General features: G+C 71.4%; 15 protein-coding genes. 12 read left to right on the top strand and 3 right to left on the bottom strand.

Going from position 1 to position 11,935, the window contains the following annotated elements:
- Positions 1–31: 31 nt before the first annotated feature.
- From AB0C17_RS11155 to AB0C17_RS11145, 3 genes are all read right to left on the bottom strand, one after another.
- Positions 32–1,249, bottom strand: a complete 1,218-nt coding sequence (locus tag AB0C17_RS11155) for a cation:proton antiporter (RefSeq protein ID WP_357385214.1) — start codon at positions 1,247–1,249, stop codon at positions 32–34.
- 5 nt (positions 1,250–1,254) lie between these two features.
- A complete protein-coding gene (locus AB0C17_RS11150) occupies positions 1,255–1,755 on the bottom strand; it encodes a cation:proton antiporter regulatory subunit (RefSeq protein WP_357385212.1) in 501 nt (166 codons plus the stop codon).
- A gap of 68 nt (positions 1,756–1,823) precedes the next feature.
- Positions 1,824–2,054 carry a winged helix-turn-helix domain-containing protein gene (locus AB0C17_RS11145; RefSeq protein ID WP_357478155.1) on the bottom strand — a complete coding sequence of 77 codons (231 nt, stop codon included), beginning with the start codon at positions 2,052–2,054 and terminating at the stop codon, positions 1,824–1,826.
- 262 nt (positions 2,055–2,316) lie between these two features.
- Between AB0C17_RS11145 and AB0C17_RS11140 the strand changes: the two genes are divergently transcribed.
- From AB0C17_RS11140 to AB0C17_RS11085, 12 genes are all read left to right on the top strand, one after another.
- Positions 2,317–2,622 carry a DivIVA domain-containing protein gene (locus AB0C17_RS11140; protein WP_357478264.1) on the top strand — a complete coding sequence of 102 codons (306 nt, stop codon included), beginning with the start codon at positions 2,317–2,319 and terminating at the stop codon, positions 2,620–2,622.
- Positions 2,619–2,873, top strand: coding sequence for a hypothetical protein (locus AB0C17_RS11135; protein WP_120572377.1), 255 nt, complete (start codon positions 2,619–2,621; stop codon positions 2,871–2,873). The genes AB0C17_RS11140 and AB0C17_RS11135 overlap by 4 nt, the downstream gene beginning before the upstream one ends.
- Positions 2,874–2,979: 106 nt before the next feature.
- Complete coding sequence (gene clpB / locus AB0C17_RS11130) at positions 2,980–5,571, top strand: ATP-dependent chaperone ClpB (RefSeq protein WP_357478152.1); 2,592 nt, start codon at positions 2,980–2,982, stop codon at positions 5,569–5,571.
- Between the two features lie 169 nt (positions 5,572–5,740).
- Positions 5,741–6,121 carry a hypothetical protein gene (locus tag AB0C17_RS11125; RefSeq protein ID WP_357478149.1) on the top strand — a complete coding sequence of 127 codons (381 nt, stop codon included), beginning with the start codon at positions 5,741–5,743 and terminating at the stop codon, positions 6,119–6,121.
- Between the two features lie 81 nt (positions 6,122–6,202).
- The gene (locus AB0C17_RS11120; protein WP_357478146.1) at positions 6,203–6,841 is read left to right on the top strand and encodes a DUF4178 domain-containing protein; all 639 of its coding nucleotides are present in this window, start codon (positions 6,203–6,205) and stop codon (positions 6,839–6,841) included.
- Position 6,842: 1 nt separating this feature from the next.
- The gene (locus AB0C17_RS11115; protein WP_357478144.1) at positions 6,843–7,337 is read left to right on the top strand and encodes a DUF2617 family protein; all 495 of its coding nucleotides are present in this window, start codon (positions 6,843–6,845) and stop codon (positions 7,335–7,337) included.
- Complete coding sequence (locus AB0C17_RS11110) at positions 7,334–7,759, top strand: DUF4247 domain-containing protein (protein WP_357478142.1); 426 nt, start codon at positions 7,334–7,336, stop codon at positions 7,757–7,759. The genes AB0C17_RS11115 and AB0C17_RS11110 overlap by 4 nt, the downstream gene beginning before the upstream one ends.
- Before the next feature lie 33 nt (positions 7,760–7,792).
- On the top strand, positions 7,793–8,215 hold the full coding sequence (locus tag AB0C17_RS11105; protein ID WP_357468466.1) for a DUF350 domain-containing protein: 423 nt from the start codon (positions 7,793–7,795) through the stop codon (positions 8,213–8,215).
- The gene (locus AB0C17_RS11100) at positions 8,215–9,123 is read left to right on the top strand and encodes a hypothetical protein (protein ID WP_357385196.1); all 909 of its coding nucleotides are present in this window, start codon (positions 8,215–8,217) and stop codon (positions 9,121–9,123) included. The genes AB0C17_RS11105 and AB0C17_RS11100 overlap by 1 nt, the downstream gene beginning before the upstream one ends.
- Before the next feature lie 34 nt (positions 9,124–9,157).
- Complete coding sequence (locus tag AB0C17_RS11095; protein ID WP_357478140.1) at positions 9,158–9,580, top strand: DUF350 domain-containing protein; 423 nt, start codon at positions 9,158–9,160, stop codon at positions 9,578–9,580.
- Positions 9,580–10,353: a hypothetical protein gene (locus tag AB0C17_RS11090; RefSeq protein WP_357478138.1), complete on the top strand. Its 774-nt coding sequence runs from the start codon at positions 9,580–9,582 to the stop codon at positions 10,351–10,353. The genes AB0C17_RS11095 and AB0C17_RS11090 overlap by 1 nt, the downstream gene beginning before the upstream one ends.
- A complete protein-coding gene (locus tag AB0C17_RS11085; RefSeq protein WP_357478136.1) occupies positions 10,350–11,918 on the top strand; it encodes a polyamine aminopropyltransferase in 1,569 nt (522 codons plus the stop codon). The genes AB0C17_RS11090 and AB0C17_RS11085 overlap by 4 nt, the downstream gene beginning before the upstream one ends.
- The last annotated feature ends 17 nt before the right edge of the window (positions 11,919–11,935 follow it).

The raw sequence follows: 11,935 nt of genomic DNA, 5'->3' as shown, positions 1-11,935 counted from the left end.
GCCCTGCGGCTGATCCGGCCCGGCACCGGGGTCAGTCGCCGGAGCCCAGGGGCAGCGGCGCGGGTGGCCGTACGGCGGCGGCGCGGGTGCGCAGCCACTGCTTGAACCACCGGGTGTCGGGCAGCCGGGCGAGCAGCGGCCCGGTCACCACCGTGATCAACACGTACGCGGTGGCGAGTGCGGCGAGCTTCGGCTCCACCGGGTAGACGGCCGCGACGGCCAGTCCGGCGATGACGATCGAGAACTCGCCGCGCGGGGTCAGCGCCAGCCCGGCCCGCCAGCGTCCGGGCTCGGCGATCCCGACCCGGCGGGCGGCCAGATAGCCGGTGGCCACCTTCGTCGCCATGGTCACCACTGCGAGCAGCAGCGCGGGCAGCAGCACCGGAGGCATGTCCAGCGGGTTGGTGACCAGCCCGAAGAACACGAAGAAGACCGCGGCGAACAGGTCGCGCAGCGGGGAGAGCAGTTCGGTGGCGTGGTGCGCCACCGGCCCGGACAGTGCGATGCCCACCAGGAACGCGCCGACCGCCGCCGACACCTGGAGCTTGGCCGCGACGCCGGCGACCAGCAGGGTCAGGCCGAGCACCCCGAGCAGGAGCGCCTCCGGATCCTTCGCGGAGAGCGCGGCGGAGATCAGGTGGCCGTACCGGATCGCCACGGCCAGCACCACGACGACGGTGAACACCGCGATGGCGAGCGCGATGCCGCCCTTCATCAGGCCGACCCCGGCGAGCAGCGCGGTGACCAGCGGCAGGTAGAGGGCCATCGCCAGGTCCTCGATCACCAGGACGGAGAGGATCACCGGGGTCTCCCGGTTACCGACCCGGCCCAGGTCGCCGAGCACCTTGGCGATCACGCCGGACGACGACACCCAGGTCACGCCCGCCAGCACCACGGCCGCCACCCAGCCCCAGCCGAGCAGGAGCGCGAAGGCGAAGCCGGGCAGCGCGTTGAACACCGCGTCGATCACCCCGGCCGGCGCGGCCGAGCGGAGGTTGCCCACCAGCTCGTTGGCGCTGTACTCCAGACCGAGCATGACCAGCAGCAGGATCACGCCGATCTCCGCGCCGACGGCGAAGAACTCCTCGCTGGCGTTGAGCGGCAGCAGGCCGCCGTGCCCGAACGCCAGGCCGGCGAGCAGGTACAGCGGGATGGGCGAGACCCCGACGCGGCGGCTCAGGCGGCCGAGCAGGCCGAGCAGGAGCAGCAGCGCACCGACTTCGATGAGCAGGATTGTGGTTTCGTGCATACGCGTCAGCCGTCCGGATCGGTCTCGGCGAGGATCGCGGTCACGCCGTCGAGGCCCTGACGGGTACCGACCACGACGATCACGTCGCCGGCTTCGAACCGGAAGGTGGGTTCGGGCGAGACGTTCACGGCGCCCTGACGCAGCACGGCCACGATGGACGCGCTGGTCCGGGTGCGTGCCTTGGTGTCCGCGAGCCGCCTGCCGACGTACTTCGAGCCCGCCGGGATGGCGACCTGTTCGGTCAGCAGCCCGGCGGCCTGCTCGCGCAGCCCGGAGAGCTGACCCAGCATCAGCGACGCGCCGAGGATGTCGGCGAGCGCCTCCGCCTCGTCGTCGGTCAGCGGTATGTCATGTTGGCAGGAGTCGGGATCGTCCGGGTCGTAGAGGACCAGGTCGCGACGGCCATTGCGATGGGAGACCACGCCGAGCCGGCGGCCGGACTCCGTCATCAGATCATGACGTACGCCGATCCCGGGCAGGGCGGTCTGTTCGACACGTACTCGCACGCCGGTGAGGCTACCGCTGCGGCGCACGCATGCTCGGCGGGGTCGATGGGTCGGCCGTCGTCGCAGGGTCAGGGCGTGTCGTCGCGCGTGGTTACATAGGTGCCCTTGCCCTGATGTCCCTCGACCAGACCTTCGGCCTGAAGGATCAACAGCGCGGAGCGGACCGGCTCCGCGGACACCTGGTAGTGCGCGATCAGCTCACGCAGGGAGGGGAGTTTGTCGCCGGGGCCGTATTCGCCCGAAGCGATCTTGTCTCTGATGTCCTGCGCGATTCTCTGACGGTCCGAAACTCGGGGCATGGCGGCAACTCCTGGTAGGCCCCAAGATCTTCCCACGAGTCGGACCGGTGAGCCAACACTTTGCGTGCTAAGCATGCTCACTGCTTGTCATACAATGCTTTGCATTGTATGTTCCTCGTGCGGATGCCTTCGACGGAACGCCTGGTAGGCAACCGGCCCCCGGTTGGCAGCCGTAGTCGGCACGACTGGTCGTGCGCGACCAGTCGTGCCGTCTCAACCGTGTCCTCGGCCCGGAAGAAGGGACAGTGTCGTGCGTAATCTCCTGCGAATACGGTCGCGGCGGCGGAACGTGGGTCCGCCCAACTCCGCGCCGGTCGGCGCCTACCGCTCCACGTCGTACCTTCCGCTCCGGCCCTGGCAGGTGCGGGGCCACAGCTTCACGACATGCCGTCGGGGGTTGGACCCCGCCGAGGTCGCCGCGTTCCTCGACCGCGTCGCGGGGGACCTTGCCGCCGCGTACGCCGAAATCGCCCGGAGCCGGGAGGAGGCGGCCCGGATCAAGGGTGCGTTGCGCGAGTGGCAGTCCCGTCAGGCTCCGTCGATGCGCGATCTGGCCGGGCGGCAGTGACCGGGCGGTACGTAATCCATCTGCCGGTGCGCGCGGCCGACCTGGCCCGGGCGAAGATGCTCGGTCGTACGGCCGGGCGGTCGTTGGCGTTCCTCGCGGTGGTGGAGCTGGGCGGGATCACCGTCTCGGCCGAGGACGACCAGGCCGTACGCCATTGGGTGTTCTGTGACCGCAAGCTGGACGGTGGCCGGCGTTGCGTGCTGCGCGCCGACCACGAGACTCCCTGCCTCGCGCGCCTCCCGCGTCGCTGATCCGTCAAAGGTAAAGGGTGACTCAGGTCACAGGGGTGGAGTTGAGCGGAATAGACTCAACTCTGGTTGTGTCATGTCCAGTGGACACGCCGATCCGGGGGAGCCCATGAACACGGAACGTCTCACCACCAAGAGCCGCGAAGCCATCACCGGTGCCGTCGCGCTGGCGAACCAGCGCGGTCACGCCACCGTGGAGCCCTGGCACCTGCTGCTGTCACTCCTGGACACCGAGGGTTCGACCGCCGCGGGCCTGCTGCGCGCCGTCGGTGCCGACCCCGCCGAGCTGCGCCGCGTCGCGCTGCGTTCGGTCGACGCGCTGCCCGCCGCGCGCGGGTCGAGCATCGCCGAGCCGACGCTGGCCCGCGAGTTCGTCAACGCCATCGGCGCCGCCGAGCAGATCGCGCGGCCGCTGGGCGACGAGTACACCTCCACCGAGCACCTGCTGGCCGGGCTGGCCCGGGTCGGCGGCGCGGTCTCGGTCGCGCTGAAGAACTCCGGCGCCACCGAGGAGAACCTGGTCGCCGCGTTCCCGACCGTCCGGGGCGGGGACCGCCGGGTCACCACCGCCGACCCGGAGCAGACCTACCAGGCCCTGGCCAAGTACGGCGTGGACCTCACCGCGAGCGCCCGCGACGGCAAGATCGACCCGGTGATCGGCCGGGACTCGGAGATCCGCCGGGTGATCCAGGTGCTGTCCCGGCGTACCAAGAACAACCCGGTGCTGATCGGCGAGCCGGGCGTCGGCAAGACCGCGATCGTGGAGGGCCTGGCCCAGCGGATCGTGGCCGGCGACGTGCCGGAGTCGCTGCGGGACAAGAAGCTGGTCTCGCTCGACCTCGGCGCGATGGTCGCCGGCGCGTCCTACCGGGGGCAGTTCGAGGAGCGGCTGAAGTCCGTGCTGGAGGAGATCAAGAACTCCGACGGCCAGGTCATCACATTCCTCGACGAGCTGCACACCGTGGTCGGCGCCGGCAAGGGCGAGGGCTCGATGGACGCCGGCAACATGCTCAAGCCGATGCTGGCGCGCGGCGAGCTGCGGATGGTCGGCGCCACCACGCTCGACGAGTACCGCGAGCACATCGAGAAGGACCCCGCGCTGGAGCGGCGCTTCCAGCCGGTGCTGGTCGGCGAGCCGACCATCGAGGACACCATCGGCATCCTGCGCGGGCTCAAGGAACGCTACGAGGTGCACCACGGCGTACGGATCACCGACGCCGCGCTGGTCGCCGCCGCAGCGCTCTCCGACCGGTACATCACCGACCGGTTCCTGCCGGACAAGGCCATCGACCTGGTCGACGAGTCCGCGTCCCGGCTGCGCATGGAGATCGACTCGCGGCCGGTCGAGGTGGACGAGATCGAGCGGGCGGTACGCCGCCTGGAGATCGAGGAGATGGCGCTGGCCAAGGAGCCGGACGCCGCGTCCGCCGAGCGCCTGGAGCGGCTGCGCAAGGAACTCGCCGACAAGCGCGAGCAGCTCACCGCGCTGTCCGAGCGCTGGCAGACCGAGAAGAGCCACATCACCAAGCTCTCCACCGCCAAGGAGGAACTGGAACGCCTCGGCGGCGAGGCCGAGCGGGCCGAGCGCGACGGCGAGCTGGAACGCGCCGCCGAGCTGCGGTACGGCCGGATCCCCGCGCTGCGGACCGAGCTGAAGCAGGCCGAGGAGGAGCTGGCCCGGCTCCAGGCCGACGGCGCGATGCTCAAGGAGGAGGTCGGCGCGGACGACATCGCCGCCGTGGTCGCCTCCTGGACCGGCATCCCCGCCGGGCGGCTGCTGGAAGGCGAGACCGCCAAGCTGCTGCGGATGGAGGAGTCGCTGCGCGCCCGCGTGGTCGGCCAGGCCGAGGCGGTCGGCGCGGTCTCCGACGCGGTACGCCGCGCCCGGGCCGGCGTCGCCGACCCGGACCGCCCGACCGGCAGCTTCCTGTTCCTCGGCCCGACCGGCGTCGGCAAGACCGAGCTCGCAAAGGCACTCGCCGAGTTCCTCTTCGACGACGAGCGGGCCATGGTCCGCATCGACATGAGCGAGTACGGCGAGAAGCACTCGGTGGCCCGCCTGGTCGGTGCCCCGCCCGGATACGTCGGCTACGAGGAGGGCGGCCAGCTCACCGAGGCGGTACGCCGCCGCCCGTACTCGGTGATCCTGCTCGACGAGGTGGAGAAGGCGCACCCGGACGTCTTCGACGTGCTGCTCCAGGTGCTCGACGACGGCCGGCTCACCGACGGTCAGGGCCGTACGGTGGACTTCCGCAACGCGATCCTGATCCTCACCTCGAACCTGGGCTCGTCGGTGATCAGCGACCTGACGCTCACCGAGAACGAGCGCCGGGAGGGCGTGCTCGCGGTGGTCCGGTCACACTTCAAGCCGGAGTTCCTCAACCGGCTCGACGACATCGTGGTGTTCGCCGCGCTCCAGGGCGAGGACCTGCGGTCGATCGTGGACATCCAGCTCGACCGGATGCGAACCCGTCTTGCGGACCGCCGGTTGGCACTGGACATCAGCGACTCCGCACGCACGTGGCTGGCCGAGCACGGGTACGACCCGATCTACGGTGCCCGCCCGCTGCGCCGGCTGGTGCAGTCGGCGATCGGCGACCAGCTCGCCAAGGCGCTGCTGGCCGGCGACATCCGCGACGGCGACACGGTCCGCGTCGACCTGTCCGACTCCAAGGAGTCCCTGGCGGTCACCGCCGCCTGACCCGACCCACCCGCGAAGGCCCGGCCCTCCCAAGGCCGGGCCTTCGCCGTCCGGTGGGGCGTGGCGCTCGTCGTGGGTGTTAAGAAGGGACCCCTCCTCTACCGGAGGCGTTAACAGGGGGCCCTTCCTTGCGGTTGGAGGGGTTGGTGGGGTGGGCACATAGTGGGGTATGAGCGGGACGTGGGAGCGGGAACTGGACGAGGCGGCGCGGGAACTCGACCGCGCGGACACCCTCGCCTTCGGCGGGGTGGGGCTGGCCGGGCAGGTCCTGCCCGCGACCGAGGCGTACCGGCGGCTGGAGCAGGGACTGCGGGAGCACCCGGAGGCGGCCCGCAAGCGGGTCGACAGGTTGCTCCGCAAGGGTTCGCCGGCCGGGCGGGCGTACGCGGCGACGCTGCTGGAGGCGGTCGATCCGGCCGCCGGGCGGGCGGCGTGGACCCGGCTGCGCGACGACGACGGCGAGTTCACCACGTTCTCCGGCTGCCTGATGGGCCGGGCCACGCTGGGCGAGTACGCGGCCGACAGGCTCGCCGGCCACGCGGGTAACTGAGCGACCACTCAGCGTCCGGGACTTCAGCAAGCTTGTGCGCGGTTGTTACCGTTCCCGCCGAGCACGTTGGGGGAGGCGGTTGTGAACGGTTCGGTGGCGTGGCTGGTGACGACGCTCGGGTGCCTGGTCGGAGTGGCCGGTGTGGTGATCGCCGTGATTGCGATGCGGAGGTCCCGGTCCGCGTCCGGCCCGAAGACCAAGGCGGCGCCGGGGGACCCGTTCCGGGACCGGGACGCCGACGCGCTGCGCGGCGACCCGCGCGGGCTCAAGCCCGGCGACATCGTCGAGATCCGCGCGGTGCCGTACACCGTGCGCGGCTCGGTGCACCTGGTCGAGGGCGGCTGGAGCTGGGCGGAGCACCTGCTCGACGACGCGGGCGGGGTGAAGCGCTGGCTCTCCGTCGAGTCCGACCCGGACCTGGAGCTGGTGCTCTGGACCAGCGAGCCGGGGGCCACCGTGACGCCGGGCGCCCCGACGCTGGAGATGTCCGGCCGCCGCTACAACTGGGACGAGTCCGGCCAGGCGCGGTACACCGCGACCGAGGGCACCGGCCTCGATCCGCACGGCACCATGCGCTACCACGACTACCAGGCGCCCGGTGGGGCGCGGCTGTCGTTCGAGGCGTACGGGGAGGCCGGCTGGGAGGTCAACCTCGGTGAGGAGCTGCGCCGCGCCGAGGTGATGATCTACCCGCAGGGCGGCCCGGAGACGGTGCGCTGACGTGCTCGTCTGCCTGGACGCGCCCTACGTCGACACCAGCGCCGCCGACCTGAGCCTGGCCCTCGGCGGCCCGGAGCTGCCGGCGCTGGCCGTACGCGACCTCGACCTGCCCGGCCTGCCCCGGCTGCGGCTGCGCCTGCTCGGCGCCTCCCATCAGGTGGTGCTCGGCGGGCTCACCGAGACCGTCGCCTGCCTGCCCGGCCGCCCGCCGCACCTGCCGGACGCGCTGCACGACGAAACGGCCGGCTACCGGTTCATGGCCACCGTGCTCCGGCCCGAAGGCGACGGCCTGCGTACCCGGGTCGCGGCGCTGCGCGCCGAACTCGCGGGCGACCCCTACGCGCTGATCGGGGTCTTCCCCGGCGACGAGGACGCGGTCACCGCGCTCTCCGTCCGGCCCCGGCCGCCGGACGGCGTGCTCGCCTGGCGCACCTGGCACGTCTATCCCCAGACGAACGAGCTGGTCCTGACCGAGACCGTGGTGGAGGAGCTGTGACGTACCGACGGTGGTTCGTGGTGGGCGTGGCGGTCGCCGTCATCGGCGCGCTCGTCGCCGCCTTCACGATCTTCTACGGCAACTTCTCGCCCCGGGGTTACGTGGAGGACAACTTCTCCCGCGCCTCCGGGCGGGACATCGGCTCGAACGCGATCGCGTACACCTCGAAGAAGACGCCGAGCGAGGTGTCCCAGCAGATCACCGACGCCTGGCGCCCGGCCGACCAGTACGTCGACGGCAGCGGCGTCTACCTGCGCTACGACGACGACTCGGTGGTGATCCTCCCGCTCGCCGTCGGCTCGGTGATCCTGCTGGAGAAGATGACCACCGCCTACCCCCGCTACCACAACGTCGTCGGCAACAGCTGGGGCTGGGGTCGAGGCAGCACGGTGCGGGGCGGCGGCCCCGGTTCCGGTAAGTAGCCCTCTTCGATCCCCTCACCCCTGGAGTCTTCTGTGGAGAACCTCCTCACCGATCTGCTGGTCACGCTCGCGTACGGCGTGGTCGGCATCGCTCTGATGGCCATCGGTTATGTCCTGGTCGACGTGGCGACGCCGGGCAAGCTTCACGAGTTGATCTGGGTTGAGCGCAATCGCAACGCGGCGGTGTTGCTTTCGTCGAACCTGGTCGGGGTGGGCACGATCGTGGTGGCGGCGATCGTGGCGAGTGCCGATGATTTCCGGCTGGGTCTGATCGGGGCGGGCGCGTACGGCATTCTCGGTCTGGTGATCATGGCGGTGGCGTTCGTGCTGCTGGACGCGGCGACTCCGGGCAAGCTCGGTGAGTTGCTGGTGGATCCGCAGCCGCATCCGGCGGTGTGGGTCTCGGCGACGGTGCACCTCGCCACCGGCACGATCATCGCCGCCGCGATCATCTGATGGACGACTGGAATGCCGCCTCGGGGGAGAAGAAGGAGAAGCGCAACCCGGCGTTGACCTTGGCCGGGGAGATGCTGGACGAATGGTTCGTCTCCGCCTCGTCGGACGAGAAGGAGGCGAAGCGCCGGAGGATGGTGGGCCGGTTCACGGGAGCGGCCGACGGCTGGGCTGCCACACCGGAGGACGTGAAGGAGAAGCGCAAGAAGGCGTTCTTCTGGGTCGTGGTGGTGAGCGTGCTCGCCATCTGCCTCCTCGGCGTCTTCGGCCCCGACTCGGACACCTCAGTCCCCGCCCCGGCGGCCGACGAGCGCTCCGGCACCGTGCCGATCCTCAAGGCGGCCACCGACAGCCAGGGCATCTGCTACGGCTGGAGGCTGTCCGACGGGTGGAACGACGTGAGCGTCGGCTCCAGCCACGGTGACGGCATGCCGGCCCCCGGCGCGCCGGGCTGCACGCGCTGGATCGAGGTGACCGCCGAGGTCAGGTACTCCTCCATGACGGGCGAGAGGGAGGACGACGACGTCCTCATCCGGATCGAGGGTTCGGACGGCATCACGTTCACCGACCTCACCGAGATCCGAACCGGGCTGCGCCGCTTCGGGCTGGACGAGGAGACGTTCCTCGACGAACCGGGCTGGGCCGTCACCCGGGCCGCCACGATCCTGCCGCTGCTCGCCGCCGAGCGCGGGCTGGCCGGACCGGCCGCGGCGCCCACCGCCGCGCCGTCCAGCGCCGCCGCGCCGCTGCCGGACGCCGGCAGCGACTTCTGGCGGGACCGGTGGGGTTACATCCTCACCTCGGCCGGGTTCTTCCTGGTCGCCGCACTGTTCCTCGTCGTGGGCCTGCGGCAGCGCCGCAAGCAGCGGGGCGAGGCGACCGCGCAGCGCGCCCGCGGTTCCGGTAAGTAGCCCTTCGCTCGATCCCCTCACCCTGGAGTCTTCTGTGCAACATCTCGTCACCGATCTGCTGGTCACGCTCGCGTACGGCGTGGTCGGCATCGCTCTGATGGCCATCGGTTATGTCCTGGTCGACGTGGCGACGCCGGGCAAGCTTCACGAGTTGATCTGGGTTGAGCGCAATCGCAACGCGGCGGTGTTGCTCTCGTCGAACCTGGTCGGGGTGGGCACGATCGTGGTGGCGGCGATCGTGGCGAGTGCTGACGATTTCCGGCTGGGTCTGATCGGTGCGGGGGCGTACGGCGTTCTCGGTCTGGTGATCATGGCGGTGGCGTTCGTGCTGCTGGACGCGGCGACTCCGGGCAAGCTCGGTGAGTTGCTGGTGGATCCGCAGCCGCATCCGGCGGTGTGGGTCTCGGCGACGGTGCACCTCGCCACCGGCGCGATCATCGCCGCCGCGATCATCTGATGAGCGGCAAGCCCGCCAGGCCCGGGGTGGGGAAGGACAAGCGCACCCAGACGGTGATCTGGTCCGTGGTCGGGGGTTTCGTGGTTTTCGTCTGCGCCATCGGCGTGTTCGGCGGCGACTCGGACACCTCCGTCCCCGCCCCGGCGGCCGACGAACGGTCCGGCACCGTGCCGATCCTCAAGGCGGCCACCGACAGCCAGGGCATCTGCTACGGCTGGGAACTGCTCGACGTGTACGACGACGTGAGCGTCGGCTCCAACCTCGGCGACGGCACCACAGTCATTGACGCGCCCGGCTGCCCGCGCTGGATCGCGGTCTCCGCGAACGTCAGGTACACCTCGTCCAGCAGCGAGTCGGAGGATTACGCCACGATCCAGATCAAGGGCTCGGAGGACATCGAGTACTCCGAGCTCTACGCGATCGAGACGGGGCTCGGCCGCTTCGGGCTGGACGGGGGCGCGTTCCTCGCCGACCCGGGCTGGGCCGTCACCCGGGCCGCCACGATCCTGCCGCTGCTCGCCGCCGAGCGAGGGCTCGCCGGACCGGCCGCGCCGCCTGCCGCCGGCCCGTCCACCCCGTCCGCACCGCTGCCGGACGCCGGCAGCGACTTCTGGCGGGACCGGTGGCTCTACATCCTCAGCTCGGCGGCGTTGTTCCTGCTCGCCGCGCTGTTCATCGCCGTGGGCGTGCGGCAGCGCCGCAGGCACCGGGGCGGGGTGCCCGCGCAGCGCGCCGGGGCGGGAGCCGCCGGACGTACCCGGAGCATCCGGTGACCGCCGACGTGGCCGCGCGGCCGCGGTGGCGCCTGGCCCGCGCGGCGGTCCTGCTCGCGGTCTTCGTCTGCGCGGCCTGCGGCCTGGTGTACGAGCTGGCGCTGGTCGCGCTCGGCAGCTACCTGATCGGCGACACGGTCGGCCAGGCGTCGATCGTGCTCGGCGTGATGGTCTTCGCGATGGGCGTCGGCGCGCTGGTGGCGAAGCCGTTGCAGTCCCGGGCGGTGGTCTCGTTCGCGGTGATCGAGCTGACGCTGGCGCTGCTCGGCGGCCTGTCCGTGCTCGGCCTCTACGCCGCGTTCGCCTGGCTCGACCTGTACGGCCCGGCGCTCGTCGGCACCGCGTTCGTGCTCGGCCTGCTGATCGGCGCGGAGATCCCGCTGCTCATGGTGATGCTGCAACGCATCCGGGAACAGTCGGCGGGCAGCGCGGTGGCCGACCTGTTCGCCGCCGACTACGTGGGCGCGCTGCTCGGCGGGCTGGCCTTCCCGTTCCTGCTGATCCCGGTCTTCGGCCAGCTCAAGGGCGCGCTCGTGGTGGGCGCGGTGAACGCGGTCGCCGGTGTGGTGCTGGTCTTCACCGTGTTCCGCGCCGACCTCAGCCGGCGGGCGCGGGCCGGGCTGGGCGCGGCCACCGTCGTGGTCGGCCTGCTTCTCGGGTACGCGTGGATGACCGCCCACGACTTCGAGGTGACCGCCCGCCAGCAGCTCTACCGGGACCCGGTGGTGCACGCCGAGCGCAGCCGCTACCAGGAGATCGTGCTGACCCGCTCGATGCGCGAGCCCGGCCACTCCGACACCGACCTGCGGCTGTTCCTCAACGGCGACCTCCAGTTCAGCTCGATCGACGAGTACCGCTACCACGAGGCGCTCGTGCACCCGGCGATGCGCGGGGCGCACGGCGACGTGCTGGTGCTCGGCGCGGGCGACGGACTGGCCGCGCGGGAGATCCTCAAGTACCCGGACGTGCGCTCGGTGACGCTCGTCGACCTCGACCCGGCGGTGGTGGAGCTGGCCCGCCGCGAGCCGCAGCTGCGCGAGCTGAACCGCGGCTCGCTCACCGACCCCCGGGTACGGGTGCTCAACCTGGACGCGTTCGCCTGGCTGCGTACCGCCACGGACCGCTTCGACGTGGTGATCGCCGACCTGCCCGACCCGGACGAGACGGCCACCGCGAAGCTCTACACGATCGAGTTCTACACGCTGATCCGGCCGGTGCTGGCCCCCGGCGGGCGGCTCGTGGTGCAGTCCGGGTCGCCGTACTTCGCACCCCGGTCGTACTGGTCGATCGAGCGGTCGGTCCGCGAGGCCGGCTTCGCCACCGTGCCGTACCACATCGACGTGCCGAGCTTCGGCGACTGGGGATTCGTGCTCGCCTCGCCCGGCGACGCCGCGCCGGAACTGGCGCTGCCGGACGACCCGCCACCGCTGCGGTTCCTGACCCCGGCGGTGCTGGCCGCCGCCGCCACGTTCCCCGCCGACCGGGCCCGGCTGGACGTGCCGGCCTCCACCCTGTTGCGACCGAGGGTGCTGGACTACGCCCGCGAGGAGTGGCGCGGCTACTAGGTTTCGGGATATGCCAC

It is taken from the genome of Micromonospora sp. NPDC048887 (assembly GCF_040649715.1).
Classification (GTDB): Bacteria; Actinomycetota; Actinomycetes; order Mycobacteriales; family Micromonosporaceae; genus Micromonospora.
The sequence above is the reverse complement of the archived record's forward strand: the minus strand, read 5'-3'. Positions and strand labels throughout refer to the sequence as shown.

Coding starts and splice junctions, on each gene's coding strand:
- AB0C17_RS11145 (WP_357478155.1), bottom strand. CDS start 2,054: ATGCCCCGAGTTTCGGACCGTCAGAGAATCGCGCAGGACATCAGAGAC.
- AB0C17_RS11090 (WP_357478138.1), top strand. CDS start 9,580: ATGAGCGGCAAGCCCGCCAGGCCCGGGGTGGGGAAGGACAAGCGCACC.
- AB0C17_RS11125 (WP_357478149.1), top strand. CDS start 5,741: ATGAGCGGGACGTGGGAGCGGGAACTGGACGAGGCGGCGCGGGAACTC.
- AB0C17_RS11155 (WP_357385214.1), bottom strand. CDS start 1,249: ATGCACGAAACCACAATCCTGCTCATCGAAGTCGGTGCGCTGCTGCTC.
- AB0C17_RS11100 (WP_357385196.1), top strand. CDS start 8,215: ATGGACGACTGGAATGCCGCCTCGGGGGAGAAGAAGGAGAAGCGCAAC.
- clpB (WP_357478152.1), top strand. CDS start 2,980: ATGAACACGGAACGTCTCACCACCAAGAGCCGCGAAGCCATCACCGGT.